Annotated in this window: 21 protein-coding genes and 1 pseudogene; 9 read left to right on the top strand and 13 right to left on the bottom strand. The window is 54.9% G+C overall.

Going from position 1 to position 21,007, the window contains the following annotated elements; translation table 11 throughout:
• Positions 1 to 276 precede the first annotated feature (276 nt).
• The 3 genes from CKW31_RS29105 to CKW31_RS29095 all read left to right on the top strand — a co-directional run bounded on the left by CKW31_RS29105 (position 277) and on the right by CKW31_RS29095 (position 2,957).
• A complete protein-coding gene (locus CKW31_RS29105) occupies positions 277 to 657 on the top strand; it encodes a hypothetical protein (protein ID WP_010924793.1) in 381 nt (126 codons plus the stop codon).
• Positions 658 to 1,057: 400 nt separating this feature from the next.
• On the top strand, positions 1,058 to 2,431 hold the full coding sequence (locus tag CKW31_RS29100; RefSeq protein WP_095102594.1) for a transposase: 1,374 nt from the start codon (positions 1,058 to 1,060) through the stop codon (positions 2,429 to 2,431).
• A gap of 319 nt (positions 2,432 to 2,750) precedes the next feature.
• Entirely contained in the window at positions 2,751 to 2,957 is a 207-nt protein-coding gene (locus CKW31_RS29095; protein WP_161806366.1) for a hypothetical protein, read from the top strand.
• A 28-nt stretch (positions 2,958 to 2,985) separates the two neighbouring features.
• On the opposite strand, the gene CKW31_RS29090 is transcribed toward CKW31_RS29095, so the two are convergent.
• Positions 2,986 to 3,948 (bottom strand): tyrosine-type recombinase/integrase, encoded by a 963-nt coding sequence (locus CKW31_RS29090; protein WP_010924794.1) that lies wholly within the window; start codon positions 3,946 to 3,948, stop codon positions 2,986 to 2,988.
• 282 nt (positions 3,949 to 4,230) lie between these two features.
• On the opposite strand from CKW31_RS29090, the gene CKW31_RS29085 reads away from it, so the two are divergent.
• Positions 4,231 to 4,692 carry a DUF411 domain-containing protein gene (locus tag CKW31_RS29085; RefSeq protein WP_029240727.1) on the top strand — a complete coding sequence of 154 codons (462 nt, stop codon included), beginning with the start codon at positions 4,231 to 4,233 and terminating at the stop codon, positions 4,690 to 4,692.
• Between the two features lie 70 nt (positions 4,693 to 4,762).
• Here the strand turns inward: CKW31_RS29085 and CKW31_RS29080 are convergent, their stop codons facing one another.
• The 8 genes from CKW31_RS29080 to CKW31_RS29045 form a co-directional block, all read right to left on the bottom strand.
• Complete coding sequence (locus CKW31_RS29080; protein WP_017709556.1) at positions 4,763 to 6,142, bottom strand: heavy metal sensor histidine kinase; 1,380 nt, start codon at positions 6,140 to 6,142, stop codon at positions 4,763 to 4,765.
• Positions 6,139 to 6,825, bottom strand: a complete 687-nt coding sequence (locus CKW31_RS29075) for a heavy metal response regulator transcription factor (protein ID WP_003317557.1) — start codon at positions 6,823 to 6,825, stop codon at positions 6,139 to 6,141. Before CKW31_RS29075 ends, CKW31_RS29080 begins: the two co-directional genes overlap by 4 nt.
• 55 nt (positions 6,826 to 6,880) lie before the next feature.
• Positions 6,881 to 7,813 carry a copper homeostasis membrane protein CopD gene (copD, locus tag CKW31_RS29070; protein ID WP_003317556.1) on the bottom strand — a complete coding sequence of 311 codons (933 nt, stop codon included), beginning with the start codon at positions 7,811 to 7,813 and terminating at the stop codon, positions 6,881 to 6,883.
• 2 nt (positions 7,814 to 7,815) lie between these two features.
• Positions 7,816 to 8,196, bottom strand: coding sequence for a copper resistance system chaperone CopC (gene copC / locus CKW31_RS29065; protein ID WP_003317555.1), 381 nt, complete (start codon positions 8,194 to 8,196; stop codon positions 7,816 to 7,818).
• Between the two features lie 62 nt (positions 8,197 to 8,258).
• The gene (locus CKW31_RS29060) at positions 8,259 to 9,269 is read right to left on the bottom strand and encodes a copper resistance protein B (protein ID WP_095102591.1); all 1,011 of its coding nucleotides are present in this window, start codon (positions 9,267 to 9,269) and stop codon (positions 8,259 to 8,261) included.
• Between the two features lie 5 nt (positions 9,270 to 9,274).
• Positions 9,275 to 11,122 (bottom strand): copper resistance system multicopper oxidase, encoded by a 1,848-nt coding sequence (locus tag CKW31_RS29055; protein ID WP_095102589.1) that lies wholly within the window; start codon positions 11,120 to 11,122, stop codon positions 9,275 to 9,277.
• A 128-nt stretch (positions 11,123 to 11,250) separates the two neighbouring features.
• Positions 11,251 to 11,442 carry a co-regulatory protein PtrA N-terminal domain-containing protein gene (locus tag CKW31_RS29050; RefSeq protein WP_003317552.1) on the bottom strand — a complete coding sequence of 64 codons (192 nt, stop codon included), beginning with the start codon at positions 11,440 to 11,442 and terminating at the stop codon, positions 11,251 to 11,253.
• Between the two features lie 131 nt (positions 11,443 to 11,573).
• The gene (locus CKW31_RS29045; protein WP_003317551.1) at positions 11,574 to 12,536 is read right to left on the bottom strand and encodes a tyrosine-type recombinase/integrase; all 963 of its coding nucleotides are present in this window, start codon (positions 12,534 to 12,536) and stop codon (positions 11,574 to 11,576) included.
• Between the two features lie 408 nt (positions 12,537 to 12,944).
• On the opposite strand from CKW31_RS29045, the gene CKW31_RS29040 reads away from it, so the two are divergent.
• Positions 12,945 to 13,271, top strand: a complete 327-nt coding sequence (locus CKW31_RS29040; RefSeq protein ID WP_017709572.1) for a type II toxin-antitoxin system RelE/ParE family toxin — start codon at positions 12,945 to 12,947, stop codon at positions 13,269 to 13,271.
• A gap of 111 nt (positions 13,272 to 13,382) precedes the next feature.
• Entirely contained in the window at positions 13,383 to 13,670 is a 288-nt protein-coding gene (locus CKW31_RS29035; RefSeq protein ID WP_020352225.1) for a helix-turn-helix domain-containing protein, read from the top strand.
• 103 nt (positions 13,671 to 13,773) lie between these two features.
• Here CKW31_RS29035 and CKW31_RS29030 read toward each other — a convergent pair whose 3' ends face one another.
• Positions 13,774 to 14,109 carry a hypothetical protein gene (locus CKW31_RS29030; RefSeq protein ID WP_017709574.1) on the bottom strand — a complete coding sequence of 112 codons (336 nt, stop codon included), beginning with the start codon at positions 14,107 to 14,109 and terminating at the stop codon, positions 13,774 to 13,776.
• On the bottom strand, positions 14,106 to 14,807 hold the full coding sequence (locus tag CKW31_RS29025) for a ParA family protein (RefSeq protein WP_024667343.1): 702 nt from the start codon (positions 14,805 to 14,807) through the stop codon (positions 14,106 to 14,108). Before CKW31_RS29025 ends, CKW31_RS29030 begins: the two co-directional genes overlap by 4 nt.
• A 671-nt stretch (positions 14,808 to 15,478) precedes the next feature.
• Here CKW31_RS29025 and CKW31_RS29015 point away from each other — a divergent pair.
• The 3 genes from CKW31_RS29015 to CKW31_RS29005 all read left to right on the top strand — a co-directional run bounded on the left by CKW31_RS29015 (position 15,479) and on the right by CKW31_RS29005 (position 18,307).
• Positions 15,479 to 16,045, top strand: a complete 567-nt coding sequence (locus CKW31_RS29015) for a hypothetical protein (RefSeq protein ID WP_017709576.1) — start codon at positions 15,479 to 15,481, stop codon at positions 16,043 to 16,045.
• Positions 16,046 to 16,565: 520 nt separating this feature from the next.
• The gene (locus tag CKW31_RS29010) at positions 16,566 to 16,820 is read left to right on the top strand and encodes a hypothetical protein (RefSeq protein ID WP_024667342.1); all 255 of its coding nucleotides are present in this window, start codon (positions 16,566 to 16,568) and stop codon (positions 16,818 to 16,820) included.
• A 185-nt stretch (positions 16,821 to 17,005) separates the two neighbouring features.
• Positions 17,006 to 18,307: a replication initiation protein gene (locus tag CKW31_RS29005; RefSeq protein WP_017709578.1), complete on the top strand. Its 1,302-nt coding sequence runs from the start codon at positions 17,006 to 17,008 to the stop codon at positions 18,305 to 18,307.
• A 1,144-nt stretch (positions 18,308 to 19,451) separates the two neighbouring features.
• Here the strand turns inward: CKW31_RS29005 and CKW31_RS30525 are convergent.
• Positions 19,452 to 20,168, bottom strand: coding sequence for a methyl-accepting chemotaxis protein (locus CKW31_RS30525; protein WP_371856836.1), 717 nt, complete (start codon positions 20,166 to 20,168; stop codon positions 19,452 to 19,454).
• A gap of 159 nt (positions 20,169 to 20,327) precedes the next feature.
• Positions 20,328 to 20,582 (bottom strand): annotated as a pseudogene (locus CKW31_RS30520) (HAMP domain-containing protein); the annotation flags it as partial.
• Positions 20,583 to 21,007: the final 425 nt, after the last annotated feature.

Below are 21,007 nucleotides of genomic sequence, written 5' to 3'. Positions count from 1 at the left end.
GAATAATAATGAGTGAAAATGATGAGTCCTGGATGATGGATCGCCGTCGCTCATTGAGATGAGCCAGTGATGCGTGACCGTGAGCGTCGCTTTGCTCAATTGAGGAAGGCATAGGGTCCGGGGGGGGGAGCCCAGCATTCCAGCAAAAAATGATATCGGGACGTTTTTTCTACGGAATCGAATTAACCTGTTTGTGGCTCGTCTACTGTCTGATCGCTTGCCGTTTCAAAAGCAGGTGGGTCTTCTAAAAATTAAAAATGACCAAAGGAAATACATATGTTCAAAAAGATGATTCTCACCGTCGCTGTTGCCGCCAGCTGCATGTCGGGTTTGGCGCTCGCCGATGCGCCAGTCAAGCTTGCTGAAACGGACAAGGGAAAAGTACTCGTAGACGTGAAAGGAATGACTCTTTATACCTTCGGTAAGGACACCTCGGGCAAGTCGGTCTGCAATGGGCCATGCGCTTCAAACTGGCCACCTTTACCGGTATCCGCAGACGCGAAAGCGGGTCATGATTACTCTGTCGTCACTCGAGACGATGGCACAAAACAATGGGCATACAAAGGCATGCCACTTTACAGCTGGGTCAAAGATACCAAGCCAGGGGATACAACCGGTGACGGCGTCAACCAAGTCTGGCATGTTGCCAAGCCGTAACGTCAAATAATTAATAGGCTGGCTTACGCCACTGGCTTTGTCAGTGGCGCAAACCAGAAGAATACACACCTGATATTTTCGCCAACATACAGCCGCCGCGCCTCATAAATCTTTTGATGGATCATTTCAACGAAAAATGGGGCCGAGGTACGGTACACCTTGGACGTATTCCCGTAACGCCAGCCTGAGGATTTCGTTTGGCCGGGAGTCTGTGACGATGCGCATGGTGGTTCCATCCAGCCGCTAGTGGACCGATATTCTGAGGCAACGCCAATTAGAACGGTAGGGCATCGTAAATATGCGGGCGAAGGTCTGCTTATGGCCGATTCTGTTGAAAAAGTAGATCTCCTGCCTGGTCTGCGGCAAAATCAGGTCATCGGCCAGCGGGAGGATTCGCAGCATGATGGGACAATTGTCGAGCGGACAAGAGAGACTGTTTTACTCGTTCAACATTGAAGATCACATCCCAGCCAATCACCTCCTGCGCAGCATTGATCGATGCCTCGATCTAAGCGATCTGCGCCATTATCTCGCCGATTTTTATAGCCCGATCGGGCGACCTTCGATTGATCCCGAACTGATGATTCGCCTGTTGGTGGTGGGCTACTGCTACGGCATTCGCTCCGAACGTCGGTTGTGCGAAGAGGCTCATTTGAACCTGGCGTATCGCTGGTTCTGCCGCTTAAGCCTCGAAGACGAAGTCCCCAATCACTCTACGTTTTCCAAGAATCGCCACGGTCGTTTTCGTGACAGCTCGCTGTTTCGCTGGCTGTTCAACGAGGTGCTGCGTCGCTGCATGGACGCAGGTCTGGTCAAGGGCGAAGGGTTTGCGGTCGACGCCAGCGTCATCAAGGCAGATGCCAGTCGGCAACGTGGCGTACCTGGCGATGATGAAATCAACTGGCGCGATCCGTCGCTGAGTACTCGCGCGGTGCGTGAGTACCTCGAAGCGCTGGATGAAGAGGCGTTGGCCGAAGCGCTGCCCAAGCGCCTGTCACTGACTGATCCACTCTCTCGTTGGACAGCCGCACCAGGAGGCCCGGCGTTTTTCGCTTACTCGACGAACTACCTGATTGATGTCGAGCATGGCGTGATCATGGACGTGGAGCCGACGCCAGCGCATCGAACTGCCGAGGTCGAGAGCACCAAGACCATGATCGAGCGGGTCGAAGAACAGTTCGACATCAAGCCGGATCGGCTCATCGGCGATACCGCTTATGGGACCGCACCGATGTTGGCCTGGATGGTCGACGAAAAAGACATCGAGCCACATGTACCGGTTTGGGACAAAACCGAGCGCAAGAACGACAGCCTCTCAATCAGCGATTTTCAATGGCATGAAGAAGCGCAGGAATATCGTTGCCCCACCGGACACGCTCTGCGTAGCGAATGGCGGGCCTTCAAGAACCAACGCTCACATATCACGAAAGCCGACACCATCATCTTTCGATCCCGGCAAACCGACTGTGCTAAATGCTCAATGAAAGAGCGCTGCTGCCCGAGCACTTCGTTTAGAAAAATCGCACGCAGCGTCCATGAAGCGGCGCGCGAAGTTGCGCGGCGCATCGCCAAGACACCTCAATACGTGTGTTCTCGCCATGAGCGCAAGAAGGTCGAAATGTTGTTCGCTCATCTCAAGCGAATCCTGAAACTGGATCGGTTGCGACTACGAGGAATGACCGGTGCGAACGACGAATTCACCTTGGCGGCTGCGGTACAGAATCTAAGACGACTGGCGAAACTGACCTCTCAAGGGCCACCGACTACGGGATAGGCGCGCCTGGGATCAGCAAAAACCTTCAAATCAACCTACTAACCAAGCTGCAACGATCAACGCAGAACCGGAAAGCCACGCAACGTGGTGAACAGGTTCTGAAGAGACGATCAACTTCGAAATCTTCCAGTTTGAAAATCCGACTTTTTCAACAGAATCGGCCGAAAGCTGCCGTTAATAAGCCGACCAACAGGCGTCGCTTTATTGGTTGGTGCGCATGGCTTACAACTCAAACAAGGGTATGGTTTTGGGCGTATCAAACCGGCCCGCACAGCGCTACCTTCAGCATCTAACAAACGTACGCTGAGGAGTCGAAACAGTGGATACTGAACGAGGTGTTGAGGAATGGAACGGTCGATGGTCGATCGTTGCCGGACGTGCTGTATGCACTGGCTGCATGGAAAGCCAAGCGCTGGAAGACTGCGAAAGCCCCTTTCTACATGCCGACACCTGTCCAGCCAGCGATGTGGAAGGTCATCATCCATGGGCAGCGTTGCACCACATCCTCGGCAGTGCGCGTGGGTGAGCTGCCGCTTAGGCCTCGATCACTTCAATTAATACTTCACTTTATAGGTGGGTGAATCCTCCGGCCGGTTCTCCCGCCGATCGTAGATCTTGGTCGTGCTGATGTTGGCATGACCCAGCCAGGCCTGGACCTTGGCGATATCGGCTTCATGCTCCAAGGCGTTGGTGGCTGCCGTTGCTCGGAGTCCATGAACCCCAAGGCCGTCGACCTCAATCCCGGCCTTTTTCGCGTAGGCCGTGACGACGGCATAGATGCCGTTTGCCGTGATACCGGCGCCGGTCAATTTACCTCGCAGCGGCATGAACAGTGGCACCTTCCGTTCGGCCAGATGATGCTCTGAGTTTTCCAGGTACTGATGAATACGCCCGGCTGCGATCGGGTGCAACGGGAGGTATCGCACCTTGCCGCCCTTGCCGTGAACCTTCAGATGCTGAATACCGCGGCGCTCCTGAATGTCGCTAACCTGCAGCAGCGCCGCTTCTTCACGGCGCAGTCCGTGATAGAGAAGAACAGCCAATAGCGCCCGGTCGCGCTGCCCTTTAAGTGTTGTTTCATCCGGCGCCTCGAGCAGCGCCTTCGCCTGGTGGTCACCCAACGCCGGCGTCTTGCCTTCATTGCTTTCTATCCTGGGACGTTTTACCCCATGCACTGGATTGCCGCCGGCGATCGCATTGTTCTCCAGGAGGTGATCAAAGAGGCTGGCCAGCGCGGCCAATTTGCGCCGGATCGTGGCTCCGGCCAAACCGCGATGCTCGAGCTGGGCGCGCCAGGCTAAAACATGCGATCGGGTCACGACCCGAAATTCATCGGCCGAAGCCAAGCCGACAAAACTACAGAAGTCTTCCAGGTCGTTTTGGTAAGCACGTCGTGTTCGAGGGTTGTCCAGGTTGGCAAACCACTCGACCGCGGCCGGAACCTTGGCCAGCGTCTGAAATTCGACCGACGTGAGCCGACGCTGATCATTCGTATGGTTTTTCGTCAGTTCCTGCATATTGTTCTCATCATTGGCTATCCTGCAATCGTTCTCAAAGCTTTCGGTCACAAAATCATCGCTATATCAGTCCTCCGTTGCTAAAACCGATAAACGGCAATAATTGGTGATAACGTATTTCTTACACTGATTAAGCAGCGAGCGATGCATAGTGCGTTGATTCAACCCTGTCCAAATACCATGTGGGATGACGTTGGGGTACTGGTGCAAACGCTTGAGCAGTCCAAAATCTCATTGATGCAAGGTAAGCTGCAAATCACTCAGTTTATAGGATGGCCGCACATGAAATTCATAAGCCTTACTGACGCTGGACGGCGCACTGTCGCGGCCATGGCACTAGCTGTAGCGTCAGTGGCGCAAGCCGCTCCTGCGCATGTGATCGACGTGTACCGGGACCCCAATTGCGGATGCTGTTCCAAGTGGATTGCTTACCTGCGGGACAATGGCTTCACGGTTAATGACCATCTGGAAGAAAACATGAGCCCGGTGAAGGCCAAGCTGGGTGTGCCTGAGAAATTGATGTCGTGTCACACCGGTGTGGTGAACGGCAAGTTCATCGAGGGGCATGTCCCGGTCCAACAGATCGCTGAGCTTGAACGCCGGACCGACCTGATCGGCGTGGCGGCACCTGGCATGCCAATGGGCTCACCGGGCATGGAAACAGGGCATAAAAGCGCCTATCAGGTCATCGGACTGAAAAAGACCGGCGAGCAGGAGGTGGTGGCTGACTACCCGGCGCAGTGACAACCGGTTTCATGTTCGCCAAGCCTGGTATGGCCTGGCTTAGCGGTGCCCAGGCTGTCAGGCCGGCATGTCAGGTTCGTGGGGCAGGCGATCGCATGAAGGTGAGGATGAAGGTCGTTCGGCCCTCGTGGGATGTACACGAGATAGTGCCGCCATGCGCTTGCATCAAGGACCGGGCAATCGCTAGCCCCAGCCCCGCATTCCCGGCGCCTTCGCGCCGCGCCGGATCCACCCGGTAGAACCGGTCAAAGATGCGGTCTAGGTGCTGCGGTACTATTTCAGGGCCAGGATTTTCCAATCGAAGCTCTACCCTTCCTCCGTGATCGTGGATGCTGACCTTGATCGTCTCTCCGGACGACGTATAGCGCAGGGCATTGGACAGCAGGTTCGACACGACACGGTCGATCATCACGCTGTCCGCGAAGATCGAGGCGTTGCCTGATGCTTGTAGCTGAATCCCCTTGTCCTCGGCCAGAAATTCGTAATAGCCGAACAGCTTGCTGATGACTGTTCTCAGATCCAGTTCAACAGCCTCAGGCACAATTAGCCCGTTGTCGGACTTGGCCAGGAACAGCATGCCGTCGATGATTCCCGAAAGACGGTTGAGCTCTTCCAGGTTGGAGCTCAAGTTCTCTTCGTACACCTCGGGCGCACGCTTTTTGGCCAGGATCACCTCGGTGTGGGTGCGCAGGTTGCTGATCGGGGTGCGAAGCTCATGCGCGATGTCAGCGGAGAAATTCGATAGGCGCATGAAGGAATCATCCAGGCGACCGAGCATGGAATTGAACGCGGTGATGAGCGCGCGCAACTCATCCGGCACTGGCTCCAAGGGTATGCGTTCCTTTAGCGAGCCCGCGGACATCGAGGCGGCGGTCTGGGTCACCCTGGCTACCGGGCGTAGCCCGTTCTTGGCGACCAGCCACCCCAGGGCCGCGCTTAACACGGTACTAGCCAATAGGACGCCCCAGAACCAGCGTTCAAGCATGGCAAAGAAGTGCATATGCGTGGTGACGTCCAGGACAAGCCACGCGGTCAGCGGCGGGCTGGCAGTGGGCAACGATACCGAGGCGGTCAGGGCCCTGAACATGCGGCCTTCTTTTTCCCACTCCCAGACGCCATCGCGCTGGGTGGCCTGCGCGAGCGACGGCACCGCTGATTGGGGAGGTTCTGCAAAAAAAGGCGTTCCATCGGTCTTCAGAAATACAGCACTGAGATCGGGATGTGCCCCCAGGAGGGTGTGCCAGCGCGCCTTGAGCAGTTCCGGGTTTGCGCCTGATTCCTTGGCAATCTGGGTAATCGCTTCCAGCTTTTCTCCCAGCGCCTGCGCATCCAGGGCGCGAAAGTGGTGACGGCTCAGCTCGTTGAAGGCAACCCCTACAATGATTAGGACGGCGGCGACCGCGACCACAAACAGAAGGCTCAAGCGCAGGGTGAGTGAGCCAGGCTTCATCCTTCGTCCTGCGCCTCTAGCATGTAACCCATTCCCCGGCAGGTATGCAGCAGTTTTACCTCGAAGTCATCGTCAATCTTGGCCCTCAACCGTCGTATCGCCACCTCGATAACATTTGTGTCGCTATCGAAATTCATGTCCCAGACCTGGGAGGCGATCAGCGATTTGGACAGCACTTCACCCTGCCGGCGCATCAGCAGTTCCAGCAGTGCAAACTCTTTGGCCGTAAGCTCGATTCGCTTGCCGCCCCGAGTCGCCCGACGCTTGAGCAAATCCACCTGAAGGTCTCCGATTTGCAGGCTCGTTTGAACCTGCAGGCTGCTGCTGCCGCGCCGTAACAGCGTTCGCACCCGTGCCAGCAGTTCTGAAAAGGCAAACGGCTTGACCAGATAATCATCGGCGCCCAGCTCCAGGCCCTTGACCCGGTCGTCTACCCCGTCCCGTGCGGTCAGAAACAGCACCGGTACGGACTGGCCAGCGGTGCGAAGGCGTCTGATGACTTCCCAGCCATCAAGGCCTGGCATCATCACGTCGAGAATCAACAGGTCATAGGCTTCATTGAGCGCCTGGTCAACGGCATCTGTGCCTGTGACCACGCGGTCCACGTTGAAGCCGGCCTCCCGCAGGCCTTGCTGCAGATAGATTCCAGTTTTAGGTTCGTCTTCGGCTACCAGCAGTTTCATGTTCGACCCTCCACGGCACCGGCCCAGTGTGACGGTAAAACAGGGTCAGGCACACTCACATCCCCGCTTCCATCTCAGGGGACAGTGTGCCAAGCCAGGCAATCAGGCCCAACACCAAGACGGCGGCGCCCAGTTCCAGGGCCATGCTGTAGCGGATCGAGCGGGCCGCTCGCGCGTACTCGCCCCGGTGGACCGCCCGTTCAAACGCCGGGCTCAGGACAAAGCGGTTAGCTGAGGCCAATCCGACCATAAGGCCAAACAGTGCCAGCTTGCCCAGCAGCAACACCCCGTAGGTGCTTTCCACCACACCACTGACCTGGGGGCCGACGATGAACAGATAGTTCACCACGCCCGAGAGGACGATCAACGCCACGATCACCGCGCCGGCCCGTTCGAAACCGCTGAGCGTGCGCGACAGCACCTGGACTGACTGTAGGGTTTCGACCTTGTTGGGCCGCAGCATCAGTGCAAACGCCACCAGCGCGCCGAACCAGCCGCCCGAGGACCACAGATGAAGGATGTCCGCGCTGAAGTGCCAAAAGCGCCGGGAGCCTTCGTCCATGGCCCCGTGGCCCGTCCAGGCCAAGGTCGCCAGGGCCACGCCTCCCAGCAGCGAAACCATCAGCAGGCTTGCCATGGGCACCCGAAGGTTGAAGGCGATGGTCACAGCAGCCCCCACCAGTGCGGCCATGCGGATGAGCCAGGCAGTGCCAAGCTCCGTCTGCGTCACCATCATCTCGGCGTGAGGCACAGCCTCTAGCCATTCAGACGCACCGCTCATGGCTTTGGCCATGAGCACAATGGAGACAACCGACAACAACAGGCCGATCAAAGCGGTCGCGCTCAGAAGGGGCCTGAAAGGCAATACAGCGCCCGAACGGCGTTCTGCGCCGCGTAGGCTGTAAAGGCCAAAGAGGGCCAGCCCGAACAGCATCATCAAATCGGTATACAGCGCGAAACGAACTGCGATGCTGAGCGGATCTTCCATGTTTACTTGACCTTAAACGTCACGCTACCGGTAATCGGGTGGGTATCGGAAGACACTGCCCGCCAATCGACCTTGTAGGTGCCTGCCGTCAGAGGTGAGGCCGGGGTAATCACCATGGTCTTGGGGTCACCCCCGCCCGATACCGCGGCTTTGACTGCCATCGGTGAGTGTTCCATGCCTGGCATCGCCGTCATGACCAGCTTCGCGCCGGAAAATTGGGTAACCAGGTTTTCGGAGAAATGCAGCTCGATCTTGGCAGGGGCCGCGCCTTCACTACCTTCAGCCGGAGTCGAAGACACCAGCTTGGGGTGGGCTTGGGCCAATGCGCTGACCAGCATCCCAGCGGCAAAGAGCGTGACGAAACTTGTGCGGTTCAACAACATGCGAACTCCTTACAGCCCAAAAAGGCCGTTCGTGGGGGATCAGATTTTCAGACTAGAACGGCTCAGAACCACATGCGCACGCCCAGGACTAAGCGGGCCTCGCTGCGGTCCTCGCCTTCCTCGCGGGCAAAGTCGGCTGTATTGCCGTAGGAGCGGTTCCAGGTGACGCCAATGTACGGGGCAAACTCGCGGCGGATTTCGTAGCGCAGTCGTACGCCGACTTCGGTTTCAGACAGGCCAGAGCCGATGCCGCGCTGAGGATCGCTCTGACCGTAGAAATTAACCTCAGCCGTGGGCTGTAAAATCAGCCGGTTAGTCAGCAAAATGTCGTAGTCGCCTTCCAGCCTTAACCCGGTTTGGCCGCCTTCACCAAGAAACGCAGTCGCTTCGGCTTCGAAGTTGTATAAAGCGAGGCCCTGGAGGCCAAATGCAGCCCAGGTTTGCGGCGAGCCTGGCTTGAAGTCCTGCCGGACGCCGCCGACCAGGTCCCACCAAGGACTGATCGCATGGCCCCACAGCGCTTGCAGCTCGGCCGATTCGGTCTTGCCGTTGGTACGTTCGCCCTCGGAGCGAATCCAGAGCCGGTCGATGTCACCACCCACCCAGCCGTTAACGTCCCAATTAAGGACGCTGCCGTTGTCGGCGTCCTGCCATTCGAGTTGATCGAAGAGCAGGAAATAATTAGCTGCTTCGTCATGGACAGTGTGGCCTTTGGCACTTCGGTAGACCGCAGCCCGATTGGCATCGGTGACAGGCGCAATAGGCGTGCGGCTTTGTGTCGGTGCCGCAGGCTTGCTGGGGGCCATGGTCGTCATGTCCGAGTCCATGCCCTGCATCTGGCTATGGTCCATACCCTGCATTTTGGAATGATCCATGCCCTGCATCTGGCTGTGGTCCATACCCTGCATCTGGCTGTGGTCCATACCCTGCATTTTGGAATGATCCATGCCTTGCATCTGGCTGTGGTCCACGCCCGGCATAGCGGCCTCTGCCGCAAACACGCCCACTGGGAGCATTCCCAGGCTGCTGACCGCGAGCAGTGAACAAACGTGGAGTCTATTCAAAACAGTCATTGGCCTCACTCCTCTACCCGAACTTCGCGGAACATACCCATCTCCATGTGGTAGAGCAGGTGACAGTGATAGGCCCAGCGCCCCAGGGCATCAGCGGTGACACGGTAGCTGCGCTTGGAGCCTGGCGGCATATCAATGGTGTGCTTGCGCACCCTGAAGTTTCCGTCCTCGTCCTCCAAGTCACTCCACATCCCATGCAGATGGATCGGGTGAGTCATCATCGTGTCATTCAGCAGCACGATTCTTACCCGTTCGCCGTATTTGAGTATCAGAGGTTGGGCGTCCGCGAATTTGATGCCGTCAAACGACCATGCAAATTTTTCCATGTGCCCGGTCAGGTGCAGCTCAATGGTCCGGCTCGGCTCACGCCCGTCAGGGTCTTCGAAGGTGCTTTTAAGGTCGGCATAGGTGAGCACCTTGCGCCCGTTATTACGCAGGCCCAAGCCAGGATCGTTCAGCTTGGCGGTAGGGCTCATGGCCTGCATGTCCACCAGCGGGTTGTCGTTCTCGCTGGCAGGGTGGCTCTGCATCACCATGCCGCCCATGCCGCCCATGCCGCCCATCGCACCATGGTCCATGCCCGACATAGCGCCATGTTCCATACCCTGCATGGTAGACATTTTGCTATGGTCCATGGCGGGCATGGAGTCGCCCCCCATGCTGCTCATGGTCTGCATGCCGTCGTCGGCACCCGAATCCATGCCGCTCATGCCATCCATGCTGCCATGGTCCATACCACCCATGCCCATATCGTCCATCGTGACCAGCGGACGAGGATCAAGGGGGGGGACCTGGGCTACCAAGCCTTCCCGCACGGCTAGGGTGCCGCGGGCGTAGCCCGTGCGATCCATGGATTGAGCAAAGACCGTGTACGCCTCGGCAGTGGGCTCAACGATCACATCGAAGGTTTCGGCCACGGCAATGCGTAATTCATCGACCTCAACCGGGTTCACGAACTGGCCATCCGAAGCTACCACGGTCATTTTCAGGCCTGGAATACGGATGTCGAAGTACGTCATAGCCGAGCCGTTGATGAACCGCAGGCGCAGCTTTTCGCCAGGACGGAACAAGCCGGTCCAGTTCATATTGGGGGCCTGACCATTGAGCAGGTACGTGTAGGTGGCCCCGCTCACGTCCGCAAGGTCCGTGGGGTTCATCTTCATCTCGGCCCACATCTTGCGATCCGCGACGGTTGCGGCCCAGCCCTTATCAGCCACATCGTTGACGAAGTCACCGACTGTGCGCTTGTGGAAGTTGTAGTAATCGGACTGCTTTTTGAGGGTACGCATCAGCGAGACGGGATCTTCATCCGTCCAGTCGGTCAGCATCACCACATGTTCACTGTCGTACTTGAAAGGCTCGGGCTCTTTCGCCTCGATGACGAGCGGGCCATACACCCCCACCTGCTCCTGAAATCCGGAGTGGCTGTGGTACCAGTACGTCCCGTTCTGTTGGACCTTGAACTGGTAGACGTACACGCCACCCGGCTCGATGCCCGCGAAGCTCAGTCCTGGAACGCCGTCCATGTTCGGCGGCAGGATAATGCCGTGCCAGTGTATGGAGGTTGCAGCGTCGAGCCGGTTGCGTACCCGGAGCGTGACAGTGTCACCCTCTTTCCAGCGCAGCAGGGGGCCCGGCAGCCCGCCATTGATCGCCATCGCTGTGCGACGCCTGCCGGTGATGTTTACCGGCATCTCGCCAATAGACAGGTCGAACTCCGTACCGCTCAACACGCTGAGCGCCGGCGAGCCGGACGCCGCCCAGCTGGGCGAACGCCACAAGCCTAGCCCACCTAGCACGCCGGCAGCCGCGAGGCCTTTGACGAAAGTACGTCGAGAAGTTCTTGATTCCATACGCGCGGGTCCAGGTAGGCAAGGACGGCATTTAAGCCGTGTACTGGGTTTAAGGTACTGGAGTGGACGATGTCACAGCATCGTAAGCGGCGCGATTACATTTCTGTAAGCTTGAAAACCCGCGTTGGTTAGCAACATGCCTTAGAGCTTTGAGTTTTTTTAGTATCTGCAGAAGCCAGTTGCGCCTCAGCTTTTTTGCTTAGGGTTGTCTGTTGCGCATCCATCATCCGAGCGAACACACGGTCGGCACCACCTTCAGCAAAGGCGACCGAGGAAATACTGAATGCGAGGGTAAGGAGTACGGCTTTGGAAAGGTTCATAACGAGTCACCTTGTATAGGGAAGGCGGCACATGCCGCTGGGCCCAAGGTAACGAGTAGAGGCTTTCAGTTGGCTGAGTTGAGGGTTACAAAAAAGTCAGGTTGAGCATTAACTAAGCCGCCAAATGGTGGTTAATACTTCACCTTATAGGTCGGTGAATCCTCCGGCCGGTTCTCTCGCCGGTCGTAGATCTTGGTGGTACTGATATTGGCATGTCCTAGCCAGGCCTGAACCTTGGCGATATCGGCCTCATGCTCCAGGGCATTGGTCGCCGCAGTAGCCCTGAGTCCATGCACCCCCAAACCGGCAACCTCAATCCCAGCCATCTTTGCGTAGGCCGCCACCACGGTGTAGATGCCGTTGGCCGTAATGCCGGCACCGGTCAGCTTGCCGCGCAATGGTATGAATAGGGGCACCTTCCTGTCCGTCAAATGATGCTCTGAGCTTTCCAGGTACTGGTGAATACGCCCGGCCGCTACTGGGTGCAGTGGCAGGTACCGTACCTTGCCGCCTTTGCCGTGCACTTTGAGGTGCTGAATTCCGCGGCGATCCTGGATGTCGCTCACCTGCAGCAGCGCCGCTTCTTCGCGGCGCAGCCCGTGATAAAGCAGAACAGCCAATAGCGCCCGGTCGCGCAGCCCTTTGAGGGTTGTTTCATCCGGGGCTTCGAGCAGCGCTTTGGCCTGGTGATCGCCCAATGCCGGCGTCTTGCCTTCGTTGCTTTCTATCTTCGGTCGTTTTACACCGTGCACAGGATTGCCCCCGGCAATTGCATTGCTCTCCAGTAGGTGATCAAACAGGCTGGCCAGTGCCGCCAACTTGCGCCGGATCGTGGCGCCCGCTAAACCGCGATGCTCGAGCTGGGCACGCCAGGCCAAAACATGTGATCGGGTCACCACGCGAAACTCATCGGCCGAAGCCAATCCAACAAAACCACAGAAGTCTTCCAGGTCATTTTGGTAGGCACGGCGTGTTCGAGGGTTGTCCAGGTTGGCAAACCACTCGACCGCGGCCGGAACTTGGGCCAGCGTCTGAAATTCGACCGATGTGAGCCGACGCTGATCGTTCTGATGGCCTTTCGTCAGTTCCTGCATATGGTTCTCTTCATAGGCTCGTAGGAGATCACCGACGACCGGTTCAGTCACAAAAGCAACTGGATATGCTTCTGGTGTATCTGAAACGGATAAGCGGCAATAATTGGTGATAACCTATTTTATCACCACTTTTAAGGTGCTGAGATTGTCGATTGCCTTTCAAAGGAAATCTTTACCAAAAATGCTTTGAATTATCCTTGTTCTGATATAAATTGGAGCTACACCTTTCGGTGCGATTCATCATAGGCGCTGTAGACCTATGAGCATTCCATGGGGAATGCAAGATTTTCTGGATTGCGGCGCCGCCGCAGTTCAAACAAGCAGGTGACCAAGCTGGGGAACGCTGATGGCTTACTCATATACTGAGAAAAAACTCAATTTTATCAAAAACTTACTAAGGTATTACCAATGGCAGAGGTATCGAAGTTAGTAGATTTTTGTGGCAGCAGTGAAAAGGATATCGCGAGCTTTCCACCCGTTATTCGTGATCGAGTGGTCTACCAGCTTGACTTGGTAAAGCACGGAGATGATCCATCCAACTTCAAGCCTGTGAAAACTGTTGGACCAGGCGTATACGAGATTAAAATTCGAGCAAAACAAGGGGCTTTTCGCGTGTTTTATGTGGCGAATCGAGCAGGCGTGATTTCGGTACTGCATGCGTTTCAGAAAACCACTGAAAAGACGGAAAAGCGTGACATTGATCTTGCGAAAAAAAGATTGAAGTCGCAGGGCTAAGACGGACTGGCACCCCCTTGCATCTGCTAGGGGTTAAGCATTAGGTGCACTACGATAGCCCTAACCCTATGAGGTATGTATCGAGTAAATTCATCAATCGAGGTAATCATGATGACAAACGAACGCCACGCCAATATTTGGGATGCGTTGGTTGAGTCGCCGGAAGAAGCTGAAAATTTGCAGTTACGTTCGACGCTGATGCGGGCACTCACCCGAAAGGTACGTTCTTGGGAGCTTGCTCAAAAGGAGGCAGCGCTGAGATTGAAGGTAACGCAACCTAGGCTGAACGACCTGCTTAAAGGGAAAATTGATAAATTTTCCCTTGATGCTTTAGTGAAGATGTTGCCCGGCGCAGGCCTTCAGATTGAAGTGACAGTCAAAGAGCGCTCTGCAGCGTAAGTTTCAGTCTTACACAGAGGCTCTGTCTGGCTTGGTGTTGACCAGCAGCGCATCAGCTGGACCAAGCTCACAACTTAGCGCGTACGCTTTCACTGCTAGCGCGTTATACAGGTCCCTGCCCTGCCCCCAATTCGCGTCGCAAGGCTGCCAGCGCTCGTTTGAGTGTTTCACCTAATGGTTGATCGATATCGTCAGCAATACGGTACAGTTCATCCTTGGTCTCCTGCTCACCTTTGATGTTGATCTGAACATTGCGTCCAGTTTTGTAACGTCGCTTTGCCCGTTCGACCGGGGGAAGTGAAGTGGCCGGCTGTCGGCTTACAAAGCCATGTTGGTTCGCCATTTTTTCCACCTCAGCTTTGCTTTGCTTTGTTTTCTGTTCGGTGGCTGCTTTAGGCTCGAAATCCTTCAAGCTATCCAACGGATCTACGCGACTCATGATGAAATCTTCTCCTGGTGAGCCTCTAAGGTGATTCTGGCTATGAGTTCTCGTGCGAATGCTTCGGCGTTTTCTATGGCTTTTCCGACATTGGAAACTTCGTCAGTTGGCAGCATTTCAAGCGGCAAGCGGTATGAAAACATAGCCTTGAACGCGGCTCGTTCGTTCAATTCAGTCTCAAAGAACGGTATGCCCCCTGCTTCAAAGCTTTTGCGGATATGCCGAGTATCTCGGCTTTGAATCGCTGCTGACGTTCTTGTGAACAGAACGGCGTAAGGCAGTTTGTAATCAGGTTTATGCTTTTGGATGCCACGTTCATGCGCCCGAATTAAACCGAACGCCCTACTCGCTTGCTCTGCGTCTAGCTGCGAGCCCTGCGTCGGTACCACCACAAAATCCGACTCTGCAATCGCATACGCGACGATAGTTGCCGCCGTACCTTCTAGATCAACAATCACGAAAGGTGTTTTCGTAGCGGCATCGGCGATCGTCTCGCCGATCGTCTTATCAGTCACGTCCGAAATTATCGTCATGTTTGTCGGCGCATTACCTCCCTCTGCCCACGACTTAATTGGATGGTTGGGGTCGGCATCAATGACGGTAATAGGAACGCGTCGTGCGATTTGTTCGGATAACGCAAGGCATGATGTCGTTTTGCCAGCACCGCCTTTAGGTGAGACGAACACAATAACTGGCATAGCGGGGCCCTTCTCGTTGAGTTGACGGGTAAATGATACCCTTGGAATTCCGTTTGAATTCTATCTGGTAACTACGATAGATTCTATAAGGAATTCCTTTATAGATTCCTAAAGGAATTCTACATGGAATTCTACATGGAATTCTACATGGAATTCTACATGGAATTCCTAAAGGAATTCCTAAAGGAATTCAAATTGGATTCCACATGGAATCCAACATGGAATTCTTTATGAGTGTTCAGACTTTTTCACTGCTTGGAGTTTCGGCCACTAATGACACACAGCTGTGAAAGAGGCCGTTGGGTCTGTATGACAGATGCTTAGCATGACCAGTGGAAGGGGCACCGATAGGGTGTAGACAGCCTGACCAATGTGGCCATTTGGATTGAGCTGAGAAAGAAAACCTTGGTAGCGTCTCCGGTGAAGCAGCGCCTACAGTTGTATGCTGGAGCGGAACCTAAGCAGTACAGTTCAGTAGTACAACTGGTGCTCACCAACGTGACACGAACTACCTCTGGTGAAAACTCCAAGATCCGAATAGCCCTGCGCATAATGAGGAGGTTCGTTAAATGGCCCTTCGCGGGTAGGGCTACTCAGGACGATGCAAATGGCAGTGTTTTTTTCAGGTAAAATTGACCAATTAATCTAATAACCGCGTCCGAGGGATTGGCTTGCCTAAAAAATTTCATGTGGACTCCATCCAGCATTGGGAGCCATTTGTGCATGACGGAGTCTCGTATGATCTTGGGCATCTCGACACCCATGAAGTCGTCTTCCAGAAAGAAGGGGATCCGATCAGTTTTGTCGTCACCTATGGTCTGCATTGCTTTACCAAGGATGACACCCAGCACAATATCCCTCTGAAATACGCTGACGGTCGCGAGAGCCAGTTCATCTGTATGGAGCGCTACGAGGCATCAAAGCAGCTACGGAGCATGTTGGAAAAGCTTGACGGTGCTACGGTCTACCTGACACAAGGCGAAAGTTTTTTCACCCTCGACGTGTTGAACAACGAAAGCGGGGCGGTGGAGCCGTTCAAGATCTGCATGGCTATTTTTCGGGAAAACCGAGTGTTGCGAATCCACGTCACCAGCGCGTTCTTTGCACGGCTCGGCGAAGGCTCACCGGGGGTGCCAATCAACAAAAAGGGGTTCAGCATCTTTAAGGTAGCAGTAGATACCCAGAAAAAGCCGAAAGGGCAATGCCCTAAAGAAGTCCGGAACCGGCCTAAGACGTGAGGAGAAAAAACTGGGTGCCCAGAAACGGCGAATCCCTCTCTAGGAGGGATTCTCAGCCGTCGATTGCATGCGTTCGACGGGGCAGGTCATTCTTGCGTCGCGCTCGGCGAACTGCTTTCGCAGCAACGGGGTGCGACCCTTTCGGATCCCTGTAACCACCCTGTGGTACACGACTAAGTCGCAAGCTGATTATGCAATGATCCACAAGCTTATACAAGGTTCGTTGATCATTTTTGATCATGGTGGTTCACGCTGAATCAGCGCATATGCCCGGCTAACCGCCTGCGGCTATGGCCTTCGCTTATCAGCCAAGCGCGGTGGCCTGGTCCCTACGATTGAGCAGCTTGCAGCCCGATGTGTAGCAATCGCGCTAGCTATTTCACTGCATAAAAACGCAAAAACCTGCGCAAGGGTCGTCATTTAACTCTACTTAACGCAATCATAATCTGCATGAATTTGCTTTTTCATGCATCTAGGCTTAGTCTTGACTAGCTATTACCACAACGATTCGAGGGGCTTGATGGCCGTGGATCTTTCAGCGATGCGTAAGTTGTTCAATAAGGGTGGCCTTAAAACTGCCATTGTAGCCCCTGCTGCTATGCAAAGCGGGTGGGAGCTCATTGTTGTTCATACGGATGGAACGCTGGATTACATGACCATTGCCCGATCAGATCGACGCAAGATTTACAAAAGCCTTGAATCAGTACATGCCGATGCAGCAAGGGTGGGATTTGCAGAAGTGACAACGCACGTGGAGGCTATGCAAGTGGCTTAATGGAATAGCAGAAACCAGAAAGCCCGGCTGGTAACCGGGCTTTCTGGACAAACTAGAACAGGTTTTCTCTTTCGACGGGGCAAACCTGTTCATCGACAAGGTGAGCTGATTATGGCTAGCACTGCGGCTTCTTGCAAGTTGCAAAATGCTATCCGTAAGAGGTTTGCCGCCGAATGGCGGGGAAAATGGATTCCACCTCTAAAAAACGAGATACGCATGTCCCGTGCGGTTACGGCCTGCAAGACAAGCCTACAGCGGGGGCATACGCGCCGTCAGGGCGATTCTTTGAAGATGGCACGGCACTCAACCGCGTTGTCATCGAGGCGCCCTATCTTGCTCGTTGCAGTGACAACAAAACTGCAACGCTGGTGCGTCCACGCGACTACGCGATCCGTTATCCCTATATGCAGATCAATCGTCGGGGGATGGTGTCCTGGCTGATCTTCGATCTCGATCACACCAACTCTCTTGCCTGGGATGACGAAGGCCTTCCTCCGCCGAATCTGATCGTGCGGAACAGGAACAACGGCCACTCGCATCTGTTCTATGCCATTCCACCGGTCTGTACGACCGAAAATGCCCGCGACAAGCCGATTCAGTACATGAAGGCGGTTTACGCTGCATTTGCGCTGCGCCTAAAGGCTGACCCGGATTACAACAGCGGGCCAGTCGCTAAAACGCCAGGGCATCCATGGTGGTCGACCTCTGAACTGCATAACCATGTCTATGAGCTGGGCGAACTCGCTGATTATGTGGAGCTGCAGGTGTCGCCCTGGAAAACGGGGCCCCAGTTGGAAGATCTGCCCCATTCCAGGCACTGCGTTCTATTTGAACAGCTACGTTATTTCGCTTACAGCATCGTCAACCAAGAGCGCGAGCGCGGGACCCTGACCACGTTCTCGCGGCGGCTTGAAGCATTTGCACATAATCACAACAAATTTGCTCGGAACGGCTTTTCCGAGGATCTGATGCTGTCTTCGGTGAGGGCAACGGTCAGGTCAGTAGCCAGGTGGACGTGGACGCGTTACCAGGGCAGCACTAGGTGCTGTCGAGGTGCAATGTCCTTGGACAAGTCGTTACCACTGGCAGAGCGGCAGAGCCTAGCCGCCAAGCGCACTCACGAGCTGCGGCACAGGTCTACCGAGTCGAAAATCCGCGCAGCGTGTCGAGGACTCCAGGAACGCGGGGAAAAGCTCACCCAGGTAGCTATAGCCATCCTCGCAGGTGTTTCTCGGCAAACGGTGGCCAACTATGGCCATGTATTGAATGAAGTCACCCGGCCGCAGACCATTTCGTTCCTGGCCCCTTCCGTGTCAAAGACGTTTTCCCCAAGTTTTACCGGAGATCAAGGCTCGACACCCTCGCATGGCATAGCCCTCACTAGCACTCCTACGGATGTTACGTATGGTGTACATCAGGTAACAGCCCCCACTGGGGGCGCTCTTGATCTTGTCGTTTCGAGCTCTCAAAGTGAGGATTCTTCATAGTGCCGGGGAGTGCTGTACTGATGTTCATGCGTACTGCCATTGCTTGCTGTCATGTCCAGCATTGGTCTGTTGTCAGAATCGTTTGTCTCATAGCCTTTGGATGCGCTTTCCGTTGAAATGCGTGGGGTATAGATGTGCTGGCTCGCCCAGATTTCGATACAGAGCGCCCGATTTCACGGTGGTCGTTACTGGATTGGTTGTTCACGCGTCTGTTCGTTGTTTGAATTAACCGAGATCGAGTGCGAGTGTTTCGCTGCGGTCAAGACGCTGTGTGCGGGTATGCGCACCGACGCAAGCGCGTTGGTTGATACCGGCATGCTGGAGTTGCAGCGCAAACGTAGGAGAGTTTTTGCACGCATCGTAAATGTCACGCAAGCCACTGTTTTTGCCTGGCTGCGGGCTTTCTTTGTAAGGGACACAGGCTATTCCGGTGTGATTCCGGCGTGCTGTTGAAGCTCCTATCTACCCGTTGTGTGGCTGCTGGGCGTGCACCATTAGCGTCTAGCTGACTGTTTTCTACAGGCAAAAAGAAACCCCCTGGTGCGCAGTACGGGCCGGAGCCCATCCGAGGCGTGGAGGTTATGGTTGTGATCAATCCTACGCAGAGGCTGAAAATGCGTCAATTAAGGATTGGGTTTTGGCAGCAACGGAATCGCAACAGCCTTTAGGCTCAGAGCCTCCCTGAAACCCAGCGTGTTGCAAGAGGCGTCGTATATCACCGACATTTTCTATCTGTACTGCGGGTTTTCCGCGACTCACTGAGCTTGAAGAGCTCGACTTTTCCCCTGAAAAGCCTGTGTCTGCCAATTTTTGAAGTGGTTTTTGGCTTTCTAGGTTTTTGTAGGGGAGGAATTATGCGGTGCCCTTACCATTGAGGATTGTCGTATATCGCCGACATTTCTGTTTGCACAGCTGTACAGCAGGACTTCTAGGGGTGAATAGGGAAAACGGAAAAATCGTACGCTAAGCAGTAACCGTCCGGGCAAGTCATCTAGCGTAGCTGGCTCTATTGTTTTACGAGATTGCGCAACGATGAAGCTCAGCCCTCAATGTCGATCAGGGACTGCCGGGCATCATCACCCCAGTCAGACCCGATCAAAGCACTTTCTCGTGCTATCAACAATTGAAACGCTTGAGATTCCTTTCAAGCGTTGCTGGATAACTTAAACTTGCCGACTACGCTGCGAAGTTCATTAGCGAGCAATGAAAGCTCGTCAGCCGTTACGGCGTTGTCCTCTACGCCTTCCATGACGATTAAGCTGCTGTTTCGAATGCCGATGACGTTGCGATTGATATCCTCTGAGACCGAATGTTGCTGCACCGCCGCACTTGCAATCTGAGTGTTCATGCCCACAATTCCGTCTACTGCTTCATTGATCTGGTTCAGGCTGCCAGACGCTTGGCTCGCTGCCTGAATGCATTCCCTAGCTCGGGTTTGCCCAGCTTTCATCTGTTGAACAGCGGCATCAGTAGCGCCTTGCAACTGTTGGATGATCCGTCGAATTTCTTCTGTGGAGTTTTGTGTGCGCGAGGCCAGAGTCCGCACTTCGTCAGCCACGACCGCGAAACCACGGCCTTGCTCGCCAGCTCGCGCCGCCTCGATGGCCGCGTTGAGGGCCAGCAGGTTAGTCTGATCCGCGATGGTACTGATGACCTCGATGACACCACCGATTTCTTTGCTGTGTGTCGCTAACGCTTCGACTTTGCTTGCACTGAGCTCCACTTCGTTGGCCAACGTCTCAATAGCGGCACTTGTTTCAATCATAACTTTCAAGCCGTCGTTAGACGCACTGCTTGCAGATTCAGCGGCACGTGCTGCGCCCTCGGTATTCTGGGCCACGTCGGCAACGCTCGCGGTCATTTCGTTGATGGCAGTAGCAACCTGCTCGGTTTCAGCCTGTTGTGAGTTCATTGAGGCTTTGGCTTGGCCTATGGAGATCTCTAGTCGCTTTGCCGCATCTGAGACTGAATGCGAGCTACGCTCCACCTGGCTCAGTGAGCCAGAGAAGGCCGTTACCATGCGGTTAAGTCCCTCGCCTACATCACCGATTTCATCGTGGCTGTTGATTCGGACGCGCGCGCTCAGATCGCCTTGAGCAATACGTGCCGTCACAGCTAGGAGCTCATCAACCCCAATCCGCAGGGCCTTGTAGATGCCGACGAACGCATAGAGCAGCAGTATCGCAATGGCGATAAATAGCTCAGTGCCGAAAGTACGCTCATTACTCAGTGTATTCAGACGCTCATCAATTCGAATTCGCAGCGATTCCTGCATCTGATCCTGAGCTTTGTAAAACTGAGCAACGGCGGCGTTTCCACGCTCGCCCAAGGTGTTGGCATTCACGTTTGAGCGCTTGCTCGGATCAAGGTAGTCCACCAGGTCTTTACGCAGATTTTCCAGGTCGGTAATGGCTGTTGTTACAGACGGCTGAACTACACCAAATAATTTAGGCTCTTCTCGGCGAAGCAGGGAAAGGCTCTGCTGCAACTCTTGACGCATTAGCAGCTCCTGTTTCAACAAAGTCTGGGCAAAAATACGAGTGGTGTCGTCCAGAGGACGGTCAGCGCTAAAACCGCTGGCCAGACCGCGAATCTGTCCGACCAGATTTATTTGCCGAGGCAGACGTATAGAGCTTAGATCGATGAGGTACAACGAACCTGCATCTTCGTCCAAAATCATGCCGGAAGTGGCCGTAATGT

This window comes from Pseudomonas sp. Irchel 3A5 (genome assembly GCF_900187575.1).
Classification (GTDB): domain Bacteria; phylum Pseudomonadota; class Gammaproteobacteria; order Pseudomonadales; family Pseudomonadaceae; genus Aquipseudomonas; species Aquipseudomonas folii.
This window is presented reverse-complemented; position numbering and strand designations above follow the sequence as displayed.